The 18476-nt window shown below is 64.3% G+C and carries 14 protein-coding genes; 7 read left to right on the forward strand and 7 right to left on the reverse strand.

Annotated elements, in window-relative coordinates; translation table 11 throughout:
• Positions 1–383: 383 nt before the first annotated feature.
• Positions 384–2684: a TonB-dependent receptor gene (locus B597_RS36610; RefSeq protein WP_024162115.1), complete on the forward strand. Its 2301-nt coding sequence runs from the start codon at positions 384–386 to the stop codon at positions 2682–2684.
• A 251-nt stretch (positions 2685–2935) separates the two neighbouring features.
• Positions 2936–4099: an MFS transporter gene (locus tag B597_RS36615; RefSeq protein ID WP_003295112.1), complete on the forward strand. Its 1164-nt coding sequence runs from the start codon at positions 2936–2938 to the stop codon at positions 4097–4099.
• A 9-nt stretch (positions 4100–4108) separates the two neighbouring features.
• Here the strand turns inward: B597_RS36615 and B597_RS36620 are convergent, their stop codons facing one another.
• From B597_RS36620 to exaA, 4 genes are all read right to left on the reverse strand, one after another.
• Complete coding sequence (locus tag B597_RS36620) at positions 4109–4747, reverse strand: 3'-5' exonuclease (protein ID WP_003295111.1); 639 nt, start codon at positions 4745–4747, stop codon at positions 4109–4111.
• A gap of 118 nt (positions 4748–4865) precedes the next feature.
• A complete protein-coding gene (locus B597_RS36625; protein WP_003295110.1) occupies positions 4866–6182 on the reverse strand; it encodes a methyl-accepting chemotaxis protein in 1317 nt (438 codons plus the stop codon).
• A gap of 149 nt (positions 6183–6331) precedes the next feature.
• Positions 6332–6982: a pentapeptide repeat-containing protein gene (locus B597_RS36630; protein ID WP_031323484.1), complete on the reverse strand. Its 651-nt coding sequence runs from the start codon at positions 6980–6982 to the stop codon at positions 6332–6334.
• A 162-nt stretch (positions 6983–7144) separates the two neighbouring features.
• On the reverse strand, positions 7145–9016 hold the full coding sequence (exaA, locus tag B597_RS36635) for a quinoprotein ethanol dehydrogenase (RefSeq protein ID WP_031323485.1): 1872 nt from the start codon (positions 9014–9016) through the stop codon (positions 7145–7147).
• Between the two features lie 309 nt (positions 9017–9325).
• Here exaA and pedF point away from each other — a divergent pair, with 309 nt between their 5' ends.
• Genes pedF through B597_RS36655 form a run of 4 tightly spaced genes read left to right on the forward strand, consistent with a single transcriptional unit; the run spans position 9326 to position 12459 of the window.
• Positions 9326–9763, forward strand: coding sequence for a cytochrome c-550 PedF (gene pedF, locus B597_RS36640; protein WP_003295105.1), 438 nt, complete (start codon positions 9326–9328; stop codon positions 9761–9763).
• Positions 9763–10677, forward strand: coding sequence for a substrate-binding periplasmic protein (locus B597_RS36645; RefSeq protein WP_003295104.1), 915 nt, complete (start codon positions 9763–9765; stop codon positions 10675–10677). The genes pedF and B597_RS36645 overlap by 1 nt, the downstream gene beginning before the upstream one ends.
• 50 nt (positions 10678–10727) lie before the next feature.
• Positions 10728–11474, forward strand: coding sequence for a quinoprotein dehydrogenase-associated SoxYZ-like carrier (locus B597_RS36650; RefSeq protein WP_003295102.1), 747 nt, complete (start codon positions 10728–10730; stop codon positions 11472–11474).
• A 55-nt stretch (positions 11475–11529) separates the two neighbouring features.
• Positions 11530–12459, forward strand: coding sequence for a quinoprotein relay system zinc metallohydrolase 1 (locus B597_RS36655; protein ID WP_003295101.1), 930 nt, complete (start codon positions 11530–11532; stop codon positions 12457–12459).
• Positions 12460–12500: 41 nt separating this feature from the next.
• Here B597_RS36655 and B597_RS36660 read toward each other — a convergent pair whose 3' ends face one another.
• On the reverse strand, positions 12501–13739 hold the full coding sequence (locus B597_RS36660) for an ABC transporter substrate-binding protein (RefSeq protein ID WP_003295099.1): 1239 nt from the start codon (positions 13737–13739) through the stop codon (positions 12501–12503).
• Between the two features lie 279 nt (positions 13740–14018).
• On the opposite strand from B597_RS36660, the gene B597_RS36665 reads away from it, so the two are divergent.
• Positions 14019–15794: a PQQ-dependent methanol/ethanol family dehydrogenase gene (locus tag B597_RS36665; RefSeq protein ID WP_003295098.1), complete on the forward strand. Its 1776-nt coding sequence runs from the start codon at positions 14019–14021 to the stop codon at positions 15792–15794.
• A gap of 244 nt (positions 15795–16038) precedes the next feature.
• Here B597_RS36665 and fabI read toward each other — a convergent pair whose 3' ends face one another.
• Together fabI and B597_RS36675 are read right to left on the reverse strand one after the other, a co-directional pair.
• Positions 16039–16833: an enoyl-ACP reductase FabI gene (gene fabI, locus B597_RS36670; protein WP_024162118.1), complete on the reverse strand. Its 795-nt coding sequence runs from the start codon at positions 16831–16833 to the stop codon at positions 16039–16041.
• Complete coding sequence (locus B597_RS36675; protein ID WP_003295094.1) at positions 16814–18475, reverse strand: ABC transporter ATP-binding protein; 1662 nt, start codon at positions 18473–18475, stop codon at positions 16814–16816. Before B597_RS36675 ends, fabI begins: the two co-directional genes overlap by 20 nt.
• Between the last annotated feature and the right edge of the window lies 1 nt (position 18476).

Genomic DNA, 18476 nt, shown 5'->3' on the forward strand with positions numbered 1-18476 from the left:
CCCTAGCGATTCAGTTCCTGCCCGCGCGCGATCAATAGCTCGAGTCGCTCGGCTGCAGCCCGTGCAGCCCCTGTCTGTCTATCCATCTCGTTGTGGCAACTGCCGGTGCATCTCCTTCGGACGTGCGTTGGTGGGCGGCTGGTCGTGTGCCTGCCAAAGTCTTGCTGCGACCTAGTCCCTCGGTAGTACAACCAATCGCTGGCCAACCGGGAATTTTTCCCGACGAAGCCGGGATTTTTTCCCTGTCCGCGTTGCGCGGCGGGTTCCGATAATCGCCACCCGGCAGGTTGCCAGTGCGACCTCGGCCAGCGGAACCGGGAGCGCCCGCGCAGGTTGCTGGTGTCTCGCCCGGCCCGATTCGCCAACAAGAACAAGGAACACCCATGCCGTACCAGCTTTGCTGTAGCGCGCTGACCCGGCGCACGCTGCTTTCCCTTGCCATCACCGGCCTCGTGCCTGGCCTGGTCCATGCGCAGGAGCCTCTCGTCCTCGGCGCCGATGAGGTGATCGCCACCACGCCGCTACCCGGCATCGAGCTGCCGAAGGATCAGGTCCCGGCCAATATCCAGACACTGGATGCCGAACACCTGCGCCAACTGGGCGGCCAGTCTCTCGCCGAAAAGCTGCAGCGTGGCATGCCCAGCATCAACGTCAACGAGATTCAGGGCAATCCTTACCAGGCCGACCTCAATTATCGCGGCTTTACCGCTTCGCCGCTGCTGGGTACGCCCCAGGGACTTTCGGTTTTTCTCGACGGCGTGCGGGTCAACGAAGCGTTCGGCGACGTGGTGCACTGGGACCTGATCCCCAATACCGCCATCGCCAGCATGGCACTGGTGCCGGGCTCCAATCCGCTGTACGGCCTGAATACCCTGGGTGGCGCGCTGGCGCTGCAAACCAAGCGCGGCGATACGCATCCGGGTGGCGCGGCAGAAGTCTATGGCGGATCGTTCGGGCGCCAGGGCGGCTCGGTGGAGCATGGTGGCAAACACGAGGAGTTTTCCTGGTACCTGGCGGCCGAGGGCATGGACGAGGATGGCTGGCGCGACCATTCGCCATCCGAGGTTCGGCAGTTGTTCGGCAAGTTCGCCTGGACCACGGACAGCACCGATGTGGCGCTGACCCTGGCCCACGCCGACAACGACCTGATCGGCAACGGCCTGATCCCCGAGAGCATGCACGACCAGAAACGTGAGGCCATCTTTACCCATCCCGACCAGACCGAGAACCGCAGCCATCTGATGGCCCTGACCGCCAGCCACTGGCTGAACGATGCCGATCGCCTGTCCGGCACCGTTTACCTGCGGCGCACCCGCACCGCGACCCTCAACGGCGACGGCAACGACGAGTATGAAGAGGAATATGAGCAATGGGAAAATGGCGGCTTCGTCGGCGCAGGTCCCGAAAGTGGTGTGCTCAATCGCACGCGAACCGCGCAGCGGGCCTACGGTCTGGCACTGCAGTGGGCGCGCGCCGCCGGTGCGCACCAGTTCGCCTTCGGCCTCAGCCATGACAACACCCGCGCCAGCTTCCAGCAGAGCGAGCAGGGCGGCGAGCTGACTGACGACCGCGGTATCCTCGCCACCGACGACGAGGAGCAGGCGAACCGTCTGCTGGGTCGCACCCGCACGTCCAGTCTTTATGCCACCGACACCTGGTCACTGAGCGATGATCTGCAGCTCACCGGCTCGCTGCGCTACAACCGAACCCGTGTGGTCAATACCGACCGCATGGGGGATGCACTCAACGGCGACTTCACTTATCGCAAGCTCAACCCCGCATTGGGTTTTGCCTGGCAGTTGCAACCCGCGGTGGCAGTCTACGGTGGCTTTTCACAGGGCAACCGGGCGCCGACGCCGATCGAGCTGGGCTGCGCTGACCCGCAAAACCCCTGCAGCCTGCCCAACGCCATGGCTGCCGATCCCTTCCTCGAGCAGGTCGTGACCCGCACCCTGGAATTCGGCTTGCGCGGCGAGCTGGCAGGCGGCACGCGCTGGAACGCCACGGCCTTCCGCAGCATGAACCATGACGACCTGCTGTTCGTTGGCACGGGCGGCAGCATGGGCTACTTCACCAACTTCGGGCGCACCCGGCGCCAGGGGATCGAGCTGGGGCTCTCCGGGGCACAAGGTCCGTTCGATTGGCGGGTGGACTACACCTATCTGCATGCGACCTTCCGCTCTTCGGCCTGCATCCTGGCGGAGAACAACAGTACCGAAGGCGAGGGTGGCTGCCCCGATGACGAGATTCGCGTCAACAGCGGCGACTACCTGCCAGGGCTGCCGAAGCACAACCTGAAGCTGGGTCTGGACTGGCACATCAATGATCGGCTGCGCGTCGGCACCAGCGTGCTGGCCTATTCGTCGCAGTATGTGCGCGGCAACGAGAACAATCGTCACCAGGCCAATGACGAGCTCGAGGGCAGTGGCAAGCTTGCCGGTTATGCGGTGGTGAACCTGAGCGCCGATTACCGTTTTGCCCGCGACTGGACGCTGTTCGGGCGGGTCGACAATCTGTTCGACAGGCGTTATGCCACCGGGGGAGCGCTGGCCGAGAACCCCTTCGTCGGGGCAGGCAGTGCCTTCGAATCGGATCCGGACGAGTGGCGCCACGAGCAATTCATCGCCCCCGGTGCCCCACGGGCGGGTTGGGTGGGCGTGCGTTATCGCTGGGATGCGCTATAACCCGGCGTCGTCATGCCCATGCCGAGCCCCGCTGCCCGGCATGGGTTTTTTCCTCTGGCGGGCGGTAGGGGCGAGGCGAACGTCCTGTCCTGTATGGGGCTGCTGACGTGAAATAGTCACGGCAAATTGGCTATGCTGGCGAGCTTGGTCGTCTTCACCGACGGCACCACAGGAGCCCGCATGACTCGTTCCGCTGCAATCGCTTGTGCCTTCCGATCGCCGCATGCCGCGTCCGGCGCCGGGCGCTGAGCATGCCGTCACGTCTGCGCATCGTTCTCGCGCTCGGCAGCGCGCAAACCCTGGCCTGGGGCTCGACCTATTACCTGCCGGCGATTCTTGCCGAGCCGATGGCGCGCGAGCTGGGTCTTTCCACCGGCAACGTATTCGCCGCGTTTTCCCTGGCCCTGATCGTCACGGCCGTCCTCGGCCCGCTCTCCGGCAAGCGCATCGACCATCACGGTGGTCGTGATGTACTGGCGCTTTCCAGCATCGTCTTCGCGGCCGGGCTGGCGACGCTCGGGCTTGCCAGCGGCCCGCTGATGCTCTGGCTCGGCTGGCTGGTGATCGGCATCGGCATGGCGCTGGGGCTCTACGAGTCGGCATTCTCGACCCTGACCGGCATCTACGGCCGTGATGCGCGCGGTGCGATCACCGGCATCACCTTGCTTGCCGGCTTCGCCAGTACCGTATGCTGGCCGATTACCGGCTGGCTGGATGCCGAGTACGGCTGGCGTGCGACCTGCCTGGTCTGGGCGGGTGCGCATATCGTCCTCGGCCTGCCGCTGAACCGGCTGCTGATTCCCGTCGGTGTGCAGGCCGCACCGCCGGCAGCGGTGCAACCGCCGGAGCAGGCGCCTGCCGGTTCCGGCCTGACCATGGGCCTTCTGGCGTTCGTCTTCGCTGCCACCTGGTTCACCAGTACGGCGATGGCCGCGCACCTGCCGCGGTTGCTGCAGGAGTCCGGGCTGTCGGCCGCGGCGGCCATCGGCGTTGCGGCTTTGGTTGGGCCGGCCCAGGTTGGCGCACGCTGCCTGGAGTTCATCCTGCTGCAGCGATTTCACCCATTGCTTTCGGCGCGGCTGGCGGCCATCGCGCACCCGATCGGCGCCGCCGGCATCATGCTGTTCGGCGCGCCGGCGACCACCACGTTCGCGCTGTTGCATGGTGGTGGCAATGGCATCCTGACTATCGCCAAAGGCACCTTGCCGCTGGCAATCTTCGGCCCGCATGGCTACGGCCTGCGCCAGGGTTTGCTGATGGTGCCGGCACGCTTTGCCCAGGCCTTTTCGCCCTTCGTATTCGCACTGTTGATCGATGACTTCGGCACGCGTGCGCTGTGGCTATCGGCGGCTCTGGGCGTGCTGGCCTACCTTGCGCTGTCGCTATTGCAGCGCACGGCGCGCGGGCTCGGTTGAGACGTCTCGTCAGGCGCCTGTCGCGGCGACCAGCAGCATCTGCCGTTGCACGCGGTCCAGTCCGAGGAAGACCCGAAGCGCGGCATAGGCATCGTTTGCCGCATAGGCTCGCTGGGCCTCGCTCAGTACCGCGTTCGCCCAGTTCGAAGTGGCCACGCGGCGCGACTTGTGCAGCCGGCTGGCGAGTATGCCGGCGACCGCCCCGCGCAGGCCGACCTGGCCCTTCCGGCCCTGATAGCGCAGGGCCGTGCCAAGGTCGATATAGGAATGCAATTCGATGCCCAGCCTGTTGCGCAGTCGACTGCGGTCCGATTTCAAGCCAAAACCGATCTTCACCACATCCGGCGCTTGCAGCACTTCGCGTGTTGCCTCCAGGCAGCCCGGCACGCCGACCTGGAACAGATAGGCCTGGTCGGTCGTGGCGAACTGGACCAGGTGTGGGCCGCTGGATGCTTCGCCGACCCTGAAGGTCGGTTTGGATTCGGTGTCGAAGCCGACGCAAGGGCATTCGCGGATACTGGCGATGGCCGCGGCGAACTCGGTTGCGCTGGCAGGCATGACGATGCGATCGCTTGCCAGTCCTTGGAATGGCGGCAGCGCATCGATGTCCTGGCGCTGGGCAATATGGATGGCCGGCGCCTGGCTCAATCGGTACACCTCGCAAAACCAGAGCTTGCGGCGCGAATGCCGGCACGGTGTGTCATGCCACCGCTAGCCGGCTCGCTCGGCGCGCTGTCGCGGGCGAGCGCCGGATCGGCGCAGGCCCTCATGTCTTCAGCTGGCTGGAGAACTGCCCGACGGCCCGGACCACACGCTTGGCACCGTCCTGAATCTCGACGATCACCGCACCGGCCTGGTTGGCGAATTCCTGCCCCTGTTCGGCTTGCTCGCGGCTGGCCGACATGCTGTGCACGGCGGCCTGCGCCAGATCCTGGTTCTCCTGCACGACGCCAACGATTTCTTCGGCGGCCTTGCTGGTGCGGGCGGCCAGCTGGCGTACTTCATCGGCAACCACGGCGAAACCACGGCCCTGGTCGCCGGCCCTGGCCGCTTCGATGGCAGCGTTGAGCGCCAGCAGGTTGGTCTGGTCGGCGATGCTGCTGATGGTCTTGAGGATTGCGCTGATCAGCTGCGATTGCTGGTCCAGTGCCTCGATGCCCTGCGCAGCCTCCTGCACCTGTTCAGCGATGCGATGCATCACGTCGACCGTCTGCTGGACCACCTGCGCGCCGCGCTGGGCGCTGAGATCGGTACGCTGCGAAGTCTCGTAGGCAATGGTCGCGGCTTCGGCGACGGCCAGTTCACGGTTGACCTGGTCAGTGATGACGGTCGCGAACTTGATGATCTTGTACAGCTTGCCGTAGGCATCGTAGACCGGGTTGTAGGACGCTTCCAGCCAGACCGTTCTGCCCTGGGCGTCGATGCGCTTGAAGCGATCGGCAATATATTCGCCGCGGTTCAGGCGGGCCCAGAACTCCTGGTAGGCCGGCGATTCGGCCTCCTCGCGCTCACAGAACATGCGGTGGTGCTTGCCCTGGATCTGCTCGAGGCGATAACCCATGCCATCGAGAAAGGCGTCGTTCGCCTTGAGCATATGCCCCTGGAGATCGAACTCGATCACCGCCGTTGAGCGCAACAGCGCTTTGACCAGGCTTTCGTACTCGCGGGAGCTCTCGATAGTGCGGGTCAGGTTGGTGGCACATAACACGAACTGCTGCAGCGTACCGTTCGGGGCCTTGATCGGTTGCCAGATCGAGCGTAGCCAGGCTTCCTGGCCATCGACCCGCAGCATGCGGAACGCGCCATTGGTGTGTTCGCCGCGCTGCATGGCGGTCTTCAGGCGAGCGTAGTTCGGCTCGTTCCTGAACTGCTGACCGAAAAAGTCGTCCACCGAGCGACCGACGATGTCTTCCCGACGATAGCCCATTTCGCTGAGAAACGGCTCGTTGGCGTACTGGATGCGTCCTTGCTGGTCCAGCTCCAGAACCATCATCTCCCTGTAAAACGAGTCCCGGATCTGCCGGTTGATCGCGACTTCCTCGCGCAGCTCTGCCAGTTCCCGTTTGAGGTGCTTGTTGAACATCGTGTCGGCATCCATTGTGAGGCAAGATCGCCCATTATCTGGATCGGCGCCAGAAGGCAATTCGTGAGTCCGCAGTGGAGAAGATTATCCAATTGCCTCGATAGTTTGGATCAATGAATGCGCTCAGGCTACCCCGGGCGTGGCAGGACTCACTTTTCCCAGTCATGCGGGCAGTCCGTGCAGCCCTCCATGTTCGTGCCCTGGAACGTTGCATAGTGGCGTCGAGCGCCGCTTAGCACGGCATCGGCCAGGTTGGCGTCATTGAGCTTGGCTTCCTGGAGGTTGGCATCGGTCAGGTTGGCGCCCTTGAGGTCGGCCTTGCTCAGCCAGGTCATTTCCAGGTCGGCGGCGCGCAGGCTGGTCCGGTGCATTTTTGCACCGCTCATGCGGGCGAACTCGAGGTAGGCACCGGTGAGGTCGGCGCGCTGGAACTGCGCGGCCTGGGCAAACAGCCCCCAGCCCTGGATGGCGACCAGACGAGCATCGGTGAAGTTGGCCAGCCGCAGGTTGGCCTGTTGCAGGCTCGCCCGGTTGAGGGTCGCCCCGGTTAAGTCGGCCTTTTCCAGATTGGCCAGGTCGAGGTTGGCATGGCGCAGGTTGGCGCCGGACAGGTTGGCGCCGGCAAGATTGATCCGGCGCAGATCCTGGTTGCTGAGATCAGCCCCGCGCAGGTCGGCGTTGGGGCACTGGCTGTCGGGCTGGAGCACGCAGCCGTCGATGGTCATAGGACCGTCATCCGCGGCGAAGACGGACGCGCTGGCGAATAGGAGTGGCAAAAGCAAGCGGTTAGGGTTGTTCATGGGAAGTCACCAGGGCAGGGCAGGAGAGAAAAGCGGTCGCGCGGCGCTTCTGGCCTGTCGGCGAGAGCGCCAACCCGGAGCCGGCTGGGCCAGGCATGCCGCGCGAACCGCTGTACCTTGAGAACATGAGGCGTGCCCGCGCGATAGCGGGCACGGCTCGACTCATCGCTTGGCGGTCTTCTTCTCCCAATCCGGCAGCTTGAATACCCAGAAAGAGCCGCCCTGGGCGACCGGCTTGGTCAGCACGGCCATGTCACCGCCCCACAGCGGCACGGCACCGCCATAACCGACCGTCACGCCGATGTACTGCTCGCCGTCCTGTTCCCAGGTGATCGGCGGAGAAATGACGCCGCTACCGGTCTGGAATTTCCACAGCTCGTCACCGGTTTTCGCGTTGAACGCCTTGAAGTAGCCGTCGCTGGTGCCGGTGAACACCAGGTTACCCTTGGTCGCGAGGACGCCGGCCCAGAGTGGCAGCTTTTCCTTGTGCTCCCAGGCGACCTTTCCGGTGGTGGGGTCCATGGCGCGCAGGATGCCGACGTGGTCGTCATACATGCGCTTGATGCGGAAGCCCTGGCCGAGATAGGCCGAGCCCTTCTTGTAGCTGACTTCCTCGGTCCAGTAGTCCTCCTTCCAGTGGTTGGCCGGCACGTAGAACAGACCGGTGTCCTGGCTGTAGGCCATGGGGTTCCAGTTCTTGCCGCCGAGGAAGGGTGGGGAGACTTCCACCGACTTGCCATGTTTCTCGCCCGGCTCCGGCTTGGGCGGGCGTTGGCCCTCGTTCTCGACCGGCCGACCCGTTTTCAGATCGATATGGCTGGCCCAGGTGATGCCATCGACGAAGGGGAAGGCGTTCTTCAGCTTGCCGTCCTTGCGGTCGACGACGTAGAAGAAGCCGTTGCGGTCGGCGTGGGCCGTGGCCTTGACCGTCTTGCCGGACTTGTCCTTGTAGTCGAACAGCACCAGTTCGTTGTTGCCCGAGAAATCCCAGGCATCGTTGGGCGTGTGCTGGTAGAACCACTTCACCTCGCCGGTGCTCGGGTCGACGCCGACCTGGCCGGAGGTGTAGAGGCTGTCGTAGTCCTTCGGATCGCCACCGTCGCTGGTGCGTGCCCAGCCGTTCCAGGGAGCCGGGTTGCCGGCGCCGACGATGATGGTATTGCTTTCCGGGTCGAAGCTGGCGCTCTGCCACGGGGCGCCGCCGCCCTGGCTCCAGGCTTCCTTCTTGCCGGTCGGGTGGTTGGGATCGTCCGGCCAGGAGGGTGCCTTGATGTCGCCGGTGGGGGTGCTCTCCTTGCCGTTCAGGCGGCCCATGTGGCCTTCGACGAAGGGCCGCATCCAGATTTCTTCACCGCTGTCCGGGTCGCGCGCGAACAGCTTGCCGACCACGCCGAACTCGTCGCCGGAGCTGCCATGGATCAGCAGGGTCTTGCCGCTCTTGGCGTCCTTCACCAGGGTCGGCGCGCCGGTCATGGTGTAGCCGGCGGAGTGGTCGCCGAACTTCTTGTTCCAGACGACCTTGCCGGTGTCCTTGTTCAGCGCTACTACACGAGCATCGAGCGTGCCGAAGTAGATCTTGTCACCGTAGATGGCAGCACCGCGGTTGACCACATCGCAGCACGGGCGGATGTCGTCGGGCAGACGGTGGGCATAGCTCCACAGGCGCTTGCCGGTCTTGGCATCGAGGGCGAAGACCCGTGAGTAGGAGCCGGTCACGTAGATCACGCCATCATGGACGATGGCCTGGGATTCCTGGCCGCGCTGTTTCTCGTCGCCAAACGAGAAAGACCAGGCCGGCGTCAGCTTGAACACGTTGTCTTCATTTACCTGCGCCAGTGGGCTCCAGCGTTGCGCGTTGGTACCCAGGCCGTATTGCAGAACGTTCTCGGTGGACAGGTGGTCATTGGCGATGTCTTCCCAACTGACCGGTTTGGCCTGTGCGGCAGCCGCTAATGCGAGGCCTCCGGCCAGCACCAGACATTGCACGGCAATGGCGAGTGGGCGTTTGCTGCCGGGGTGCGATCTTGTTGTCATGTTTGCGATTCCCTTGGTCGGTTCGAACGAGGCCGCCGTGTACGGCTGGCCTGGCGATTCGATTATTGGGAGCGTGCCGTGCGCGCCGACACGGAAAAGCTCCCGCGAAGGCCGGGAATCCTTCCCAACCCCCGCCGATTTGGCCTTGCTACCAGTGGGGTGCCAAAGGTGGTGGTAAAACCTAGTACCAAGGGAGGAGATGCAGGCATCCAAAGCAGGATTCTGCCAATTGGCCTGCGCCGCCAACATGACCGCCATGCGCTCCGATGGGGCTGCCTTGCACAGATTCTCGAATAGAGGGTGGTAGTCATGAATAACAAGATCTTTTTGCGCTCACTGCTGGCAGCGGGTGTACTCGGTATGTCCGGCCTGGTTCTGGCGCACGGTGACGTGACGCCGCAGGCGGTCGACACCAAGGGGTTGCCGGCGCTCGGTGAAGAGTGGTTGGACGAGAACCCTTACCGCACCCCGAGCGAGCACCACGATCTGGCCGTCGAGATCGGCTCGTCCGCCTACAATCAGAACTGCGCCCGTTGCCATGGTCTGGAAGCCATTTCCGGCGGCATCGCGCCGGACCTGCGCGAGTTGGAGGCCAGCTTCGACGGCGACGAGTGGTTCAAGGAACGGGTGATCAACGGGGCGGTGCGTGACGGTGCCGTGTACATGCCGCGCATGGCCGATACTCTCAGTCAGGAAGCGCTGTGGGCGATCCGGACCTATATCGAAAGCGAAGCGGCCAAGCGCTGATGAGTGCCGTGCGGCTGGTTCTGGCACTGTGGCTGACGCTTTGCTGCGCCCTGGCGCAGGCAGACGTGGTCAAGGTGCGCGCCTTCGATGACATCATTGAGTCCGGCGTGCTGAAAGTGGCTGTGTACGAGAATTTCCCACCGTACAGCTACCAGGAAGACGGCCAGCCGCGCGGGGTCGATATCGAGCTGGCCGGCAAGCTCGCCGAAGGGCTCGGCCTCGAGCTGGAAGTGCTCTGGGTGACCCCGGACGAAACACTGGATGACGACCTGCGAAACTTCATCTGGAAAGGGCACTACCTGCGGCCGAACGTGCTGGCCGACGTGATGCTGCGCGTGCCCTATGATCGGGAGTTCTCCTACAAGCGCAACGAGCTGGGTGAGCTGGTCAACGAGCTGGTGGTGATGTTCGGCCCCTACCAGCGCGAGCGCTGGCAGACCGCCTACGACGACCGCCGGATCGACGAGGTGCCCAGCGTGGCGGTCTTCCAGTACCACCCGATTGGCGTGGAAGTCGACAGTGTTCCTTCGTTCTACCTGTCTTCGGTGTTCGGCGGGCGGATGGCGAACAACACGCACCATTATCCGACCGTGCAGCAGGCGTTCGCCGCGCTGCAGCAGGGGGAGGTCGATGCGACCATGGCCATGCGCAGCGAGATCGAGTGGTTGCTCCAGCGCGCCGGCGAGCCCCATCTGAAGTTGGCCGACAATGCCTATCCGAACATGGGCAAGCAGGTCTGGGACCTGGGGATGGCGGTGCATGAGTCCAATCGTCAACTGGCCTATGCGCTGGAAGCGGTACTCGAGCCGTTGATTCTCGAGGGGGAGCTGGAAAAGACCTACGCCAGCTACGGCCTGCACTATGAGTTGCCAGGGCTGTATCAGGACGTGGAAAGCGACGTGGCCGGACGCTGACCGGCTACGCCATGCCGATCCCGCTGCGGATCGCCGTTCGAGGAGTCGACATGAGCATTCGAATCTGGCTGCTGCTGATTTCCTTCCATGCACTGGGCGCGCTGGCGGCCGATGCCGATCCGCTTCAGTCGGTGATGTGGGAATACCATCACAAGGGCTTGCTGCACGGCGAGCCCTACGTGTTCGACGAGCGCGTGCAGGTCCAGGTGCCGCCGTTCGCCGAGGATTCGCGACAGGTGCCGGTGCACATCGATGCCCGCGCCCTGGGCGATGAGGTGGTGCGCATCGAGGCCTGGGCCGATCTCAATCCCATCCCGAGGATCTTTACCTTCACTCCTGGCGAGCAGGTGCTGCCCCTGGTGGCCATCCGCATCCGCGTCGAACAGGCGACCCCGATTCGTGCCGCGGTATTGACCCGCGATGGCATCTGGCACATCGGCTCGGCCAGGGTCGATGCCGCCGGTGGCGGCTGTACGGCGCCGAGCGTGGTGCGTGCCCTGCCGGGCTGGGAAGACCGCCTGGGTGAAGTCATTGGTGGGCGTTTCGCTCGCGGCGATATCAGTCGGCTGCGGCTGCAGATATCGCATCCGATGGACAACGGCCTGGTCGGCGGCATCCCCGAATTCTTCCTCAACCAGGCCGAGCTGCGCGACAGAGACGGACAGGTCCTTGCCGAGCTGGAGTTGTATCCGGCCGTGGCGGAAAACCCGAGCCTGAGCCTGGAAGTGAAGGGCAGCCAGGACACTCGTCTATGGCTGCGCGACAACAACGGCAACGAGTTCGAAGCCGCGCTCTGAGCCAACCGCTCCGCGTTCTTCTCCGAGAGCCAGCAATCCAAGCCAAGGAGGCCTCATGCGCCTGTTCATTCTGATCTTTGCGTTCTGGCTGACCGTGCCCGTGCAGGCCGAGCTGCGTTATACGCTGCAGCCGCGGCAGATAGCCGATGGCGTCTGGCTGCTGGAGGGGTCCACTGACAACTTCGACAAGGCCAATGGCGGCAACATCGTCAACACCGGTTTCATCGTGACGGATGCCGGCGTGGTGGTGATCGACAGCGGGCCATCCCGGCGTTACGGCGAGGCGCTGCGCGCGGCTATCGCCGAGGTCACCGACCGGCCCGTGATCAAGGTGCTGCTGACTCATCATCACCCCGACCACGTCCTGGGCAATCAGGCCTTCGCCGATGTGCCCATCGCCGCGCTGGACGGGACCACCGAGCTGCTGCGCGAGCAGGGCAATGCCATGGCGGAGAACATGTACCGTCTGGTCGGTGACTGGATGCGCGGTACCGAGGTCGTGCTGCCGTCGGAGACGCTTGCGCCCGGCACACTGCAGATCGGCGGACGTTCCCTGCGCCTGCTGGCGCTGCGGGGCCATACCGGTGCCGACCTGGCCATTCTCGACGAGCACAGCGGCGTGCTGTTCGCCGGCGACATTCTGTTTTACCAGCGTGCGCTGACGACGCCGAACAGTCCGGGGCTGGATGTCTGGCTGGAGGATCTCGCTACCCTCGAGGCGCTACCCTGGAAGCGTCTGGTGGCAGGCCACGGCCCGGTGGCCGACGATGCCGGACCGTTCAGGCAGATGCGAGACTATCTCGGCTGGCTCGACGGGCTGCTGCGTGACGCCGCCCGTAGCGGGGCAGACATGAACGAGGTGATCCAGAGCCCGATTCCCGATCGCTTCGCCAGCATCAGCCTGACCCGCTATGAGCTGATCCGCAGTGTCACTCATCTGTATCCGCGCTACGAAGCGAATGCCCTGCAGCGCGTCGATGAGTAAGCTGGGGTAGGCCTGAGCGCTGCGCGCGCCGAGTGGCCGGCTCATTGCAGTTGCAATAGCTCGCCGCGCTCCTGCTGCCAGTCATCCAGGCTTGGTGCCGCCTCTTCGCCGTCCATGCGGTGGATGATGTCGAAATAGTCCTGCTTGAAGCGATCCCGCATGATCTCGCTACGGTCTTTGACCCGTACCGCATAGATGCTCTGTACGTTCTGATGGTCGAAGTCGCGCCAGTACTGCTCGTCCTTCAACAGGCGGTAGCGATGGTTCTCCAGCGCCGTGATGACGGCTTCGCTGTCCAGGTTGCCGGCGCGCTGCACGGCGGCGGCCCACTGCCGGACGATGCCATAGGCCGAGGCGGCGGTGCTGCCGGGGTATGCCTGATGCTGGGCAATGTAGCGATCGACGAAGGCCTGGCCCTCTTCGCTCTGTTCCCGCTGCGGCACGCGCCAGGTCCAGGCCTCGGTGCCGATGACGTTTTCCATCACCAGCGGTCCGGCCTGCTCGACGATGCTCTGGGTGAGGTTGGGCACGATGATCTGCATGCGCTTGCCGAGTTCCAGCGTGTGCGCCAGGCGCATGGTCTGCACCAGATCCTGGCCGAGCAGGACGATCACCAGCACGTCGGCGTCGCTGGCCGCAGCTTTCTGCAGAGCGGCCAGGTAGTCGTCGCGACGGGCACCGCGCTCGGCTATTTTCGAGTAGCCATGGCGTGCGCGGTCGCGGCTCTTGGTCGCCTCGCGCAGGGCCTGCTCCATGCTGCGGCCCCAGGCATCGTCGAGGCTGATGTAGTGATAGCGGCGGTTGGGCATGTGCCAGCTTAGGTACTCGCCGAGTACCCGGGCGCTCATCCAGGCACTGTTGGACTCGCGGAACAGGTGGCGATGGCCGTCGCGGCCGGTGATCTCGTTGGCGTAGCCGAGGGTGGGGAAGTACAGCAGTCCGAGTTCACGGGCGCGCTGGCCGGCGCTCAGCGCCTCTTCGCTGTTGGCGCCGCCGAAGATCATGGCCGCGCCCATGCTGGCGAAGTGCTCGACGTTGCCGAGCGCCTTCTCCTCGCGCGCCGCCGAGTTACGGCCGACCAGCTCCAGACGCCGGCCGAGCAGGCCGCCGTGCTGGTTGATCTGGTCGACGGCGAGCAGGGCGCCACGGCGCAGCTCCAGTCCTTCGGACTTGTAGTTGCCGGTGCCGGGGTAGTTGAGGCCGAGGCGGATCGGTTCGCCCGCATGGGCGCCTTGTAGTGCGAAGGCGAGGAGGGCAACGACCAGGGAAGGGCGAAACATGGCTCGTATCCTTGTGAGCGAAGGGAGGTCCGTTGTAGGGCCTGTGATAGCGCTGCGGAATAGTCTTTTTCGGCTGGGTCGATGCGACTTTGGTTGCCGCCCGTGCTTGGCGTGAGCGGGACAGCCCACGTCTTTGCTGGCCTGCGGCGGCGTATTGCTACCAAGGGAGGAGGAAAATCGGTACTGCGGGCAATTGTTGGCGAGGCGGTGCAAACCAAGAATCTACAACAGACCGGGAAAATTTCCCGGCATAACAATGAACCCGCAGAGGTAGCCGCAATGAAGCACACCGGTCTTCGCAAGCCCTTCGCCATGACGGCGCTATGCGCCGCGGTGGCGATGTCCAGCCTGCACGCCTGGGCCGTAACCGACCAGGAAATCCTGAACGACGCCAAATCCACCAACCAGATCGTCACCAATGGTCTGGGTTTGCAGGGCCAGCGCTACAGCCCGCTGGATACGTTGAACACCAATAACATCGATCAGTTGCGACCGGTTTGGGGCTTCTCTCTGGGCGGTGAAAAGCAGCGCGGTCAGGAAGCGCAGCCGCTGATCAAGGACGGCGTGATGTATATCACCGGTTCCTATTCGCGCGTCTATGCACTGGATGCCCGTACCGGCAAGGAGCTGTGGCAGTACGATGCGCGCCTGCCCGACGGCATCATGCCGTGCTGTGACGTGATCAACCGCGGCGTTGCGCTGTACGGCGACCTGGTGATCTTCGGCACCCTGGACGCCAAGCTGGTTGCCCTGAACAAGGACACCGGCAAGGTGGTCTGGAAAAAGACCGTCGCTGACTACAAGGCCGGTTACTCGCTGACTGCCGCACCGTTGGTGGTCAATGGCAAGCTGATCACCGGCGTGTCCGGTGGCGAATTCGGCGTGGTCGGCAAGATCGAGGCCTACAACGCCAAGAATGGCGAGCTGCTGTGGACCCGTCCGACCGTGGAAGGCCACATGGGTTACGTCTGGAAGGACGGCAAGAAGGTCGAGAGCGGCATTTCCGGCGGGGAAGCCGGCAAGACCTGGCCGGGCGACCTGTGGAAGACCGGCGGCGCGGCTCCATGGCTGGGCGGCTACTACGATCCGGACACCGACTCGCTGCTGTTCGGTACCGGTAACCCGGCACCGTGGAACTCGCACCTGCGCCCTGGCGACAACCTGTACTCGTCCTCGCGTCTGGCGCTGGACCCGAACGACGGCTCGATCAAGTGGCACTTCCAGTCCACGCCGCACGACGGCTGGGACTTCGACGGCGTGAACGAGCTGATCTCCTTCGACTACCAGGACGGCGGCAAGACCATCAAGGCTGCCGGCACCGCCGACCGCAACGGCTTCTTCTACGTGCTCGATCGCACCAACGGCAAGTTCATCCGTGGCTTCCCGTTCGTCGACAAGATCACCTGGGCCAAGGGCCTGGACAAGAATGGCCGTCCGGTCTATGACGAAACCCACCGCCCGGGCAATCCTGCCGATGCGGACAAGGGCAAGTCGGTGTTCGTCGCACCGTCCTTCCTTGGCGGCAAGAACTGGATGCCCATGGCCTACAGCCAGGACACCGGCCTGTTCTACGTGCCGTCCAACGAGTGGGGCATGGACATCTGGAACGAAGGTGTAGCCTACAAGAAGGGCGCCGCCTACCTGGGTGCCGGCTTCACCATCAAGCCGCTCAACGAAGACTTCATCGGTGTGCTGCGCGCCATCGATCCGAAGACCGGCAAGGAAGTGTGGCGCTACAACAACTACGCTCCGCTGTGGGGCGGCGTGCTGGCGACCAAGGGCAACCTGGTGTTCACCGGCAACCCCGAGGGCTATCTGATGGCCTTCGACGCCAAGACCGGCAAGAAGGTCTACGAGTTCAACACCGGCTCGGGCGTCATCGGTTCTCCGGTCACCTGGGAAATGGACGGCGAGCAGTACGTCTCCGTCCTGTCCGGCTGGGGCGGTGCGGTACCGCTGTGGGGTGGCGAAGTGGCCAAGCGTGTGAAGGAGTTCAACCAGGGCGGCATGCTCTGGACCTTCAAGCTGCCGAAGGAGCTGGTCGCCAAGCGCTGATCCCAAGCAGTGTGCACAAGCCCGACGGTTGTCGGGCTTGTGCAAGCAGAGCCCCGGTCGCGATGGCCGGGGTTTTTGCGTTCTGGGTAATCAGTCAGGGCCGGGCGTGCGCATGCACGGCGGGCTCGTTGACCTGCTCAGCGCAACAGATGCTCGGGCAGCAGATGCTCGGGCAACAGAAACACGAACCCCGCCATCAGGCGGGGTCCGTTGCGTTCCGAAAGCGAATCCGGGAAAGCCGCGATCAGTCTTCCAGCGAGCCCATCGCGGTGGTGTTGAAGCCACCGTCGACGTAGAGGATTTCACCGCTGATGCCGGAAGCCAGGTCCGAGCAGAGGAATGCGCCGGCATTGCCCACTTCGTCGATGGTGACGTTGCGGCGCAGGGGGGTCTGCTTCTCGTTGGCGGCGAGCATCTTGCGGAAGCTGGCGATGCCGGAAGCGGCCAGGGTGCGGATCGGGCCGGCGGAGATGCAGTTCACGCGGGTGCCTTCCGGGCCGAGGCTGCCGGCCAGGTAGCGAACGCCTGCTTCCAGGCTGGCCTTGGCCATGCCCATCACGTTGTAGTTCGGCATGGTGCGCTCGGCACCCAGGTAGGAGAGGGTCAGCAGGCTGCCGTTGCGGCCCTTCATCATCTCGCGGCCGGCCTTGGCCAGGGCCACGAAGCTGTAGGCGCTGATGTCGTGGGCGATCTTGAAACCTTCACGGGTGGTCACTTCGGTGAAGTCGCCGTTGAGCTGGTCGCCCGGCGCGAAGCCGACCGAGTGCACGATGCAATCCAGGCCGTCCCACTTCTTGGCCAGCTCTTCGAATACGCGGGCGATGTCCTCGTCGTGGGCGACGTCGCAGGGGAAGCACAGCTCGGGGCTCGAACCCCAGCCGGCGGCGAATTCCTCGACGCGGCCCTTGAGCTTGTCGTTCTGGTAGGTGAAAGCCAGCTCCGCACCTTCGCGATGCATGGCGGCGGCGATGCCCGAGGCAATCGACAGTTTGCTGGCAACGCCGACGATCAGTACGCGCTTACCGGTGAGAAAACCCATGTGCTTGTCCCTCTTCTGGTTGTTCGGCAGCGCGGGGCGCCATGAAGGCGGATTCCAGCAGCTGCTGTGTATACGGATGTTGCGGCGCCGCAAAGATTTCAGCGGCCGCACCCTGTTCCACCACCTGGCCCTGCTTGACCACCATCATCTGGTGGCTGAGCGCCCTGACCACCGCCAGGTCATGGCTGATGAACAAGTAGGTCAGGTTGTACTTGGCCTGCAACGAACGCAGAAGCTCCACCACCTGGCGCTGAACCGTGCGATCGAGTGCCGAGGTCGGCTCGTCGAGCAGTATCAGCGCCGGCTTCAACACCAGAGCCCGGGCAATGGCAATGCGTTGCCGTTGTCCGCCGGAAAACTCATGGGGGTAGCGATGCCGGGTTTCCGGATCGAGGCCAACCTCCACGAGCGCGTCAATGATTGCCTGTTCCTGCTCCTGCGCATTGCCCATCCGGTGGATGCGCAGTCCCTCTCCGATGATCTGTCCGACCGACATGCGCGGGCTCAGGCTACCGAACGGATCCTGGAAGACCACCTGCATCTGCCGGCGCAACGGCCGTACCTGGCGCTGCGACATGCCTTGCAGTTGTTCGCCCTGGAAGCGGATATTCCCGCGACTGCCCAGCAGGCGCAGGATAGCCAGTCCCAGGGTGGACTTGCCGGAGCCGCTTTCGCCGACGATACCCAGCGTCTGCCCCTTGGGCAGGCTGAAGTTCACGCCGTCGACCGCCTTGATGTGGTCGACGGTGCGCCGCAACAGGCCCTTCCTGATCGGGAACCATACGCGCAGGTCGTCCACTTCCAGCAGTGGTGCCGCTTCTTCCACTGCGACGGGACCGCCACTGGGCTCGGCCGCGAGCAGTTCCTGGGTATACGGATGCTGAGGCGCGCGGAACAGATCTTCACACAACGCCTGTTCGACGACGCGACCGCGCTGCATGACACATACGCGATGGGCAATGCGCCGAACCAGGTTCAGATCGTGGCTGATCAGTAGCAGCGCCATGCCCAGGCGGGCCTGCAACTCCTTCAGCAGTTCGAGGATTTTCAGCTGCACGGTGACGTCCAGCGCAGTGGTTGGCTCGTCGGCGATCAGCAGTTCAGGCTCGTTGGCCAGCGCCATGGCGATGACCACCCGTTGCCGCTGGCCGCCCGACAGCTCGTGCGGGTAGGCGCGGATGCGTTTGCGCGGCTCCGGGATACCGACCAGTTCGAGCAACTCCAGGGTGCGGGCAGTTGCGGCCTTGCCGCGCAGGCCCTTGTGGATCTCCAGCACCTCGTTGATCTGCTTGCCCACCGTATGCAGCGGGTTGAGCGAGGTCATTGGCTCCTGGAAGACCATGGCGATGCGATTGCCACGGATTTTGCGCATGGCCTTTTCGTCGGCCTTGAGCAGGTCCTGGCCGTGGAACGTGATCTGCCCTTGGGGATGGCGAGCGAGCGGGTAGGGCAGCAGGCGCAGGATGGAATGCGCGGTGACCGACTTGCCCGAGCCGCTTTCACCGACCAGCGCCAGGGTTTCGCCCTTGCGGATATCGAAGGTCACGCCTTCGACGACACGCTGGACCTGCTCGCCGGTGACGAACTCGACGGCCAGGTCGCGGACCTCGACCAGATTCTCGCTAATCGGATTCTCGGCCATC

It is taken from the genome of Stutzerimonas stutzeri KOS6 (assembly GCF_000307775.2).
Classification (GTDB): Bacteria; Pseudomonadota; Gammaproteobacteria; order Pseudomonadales; family Pseudomonadaceae; genus Stutzerimonas; species Stutzerimonas stutzeri_B.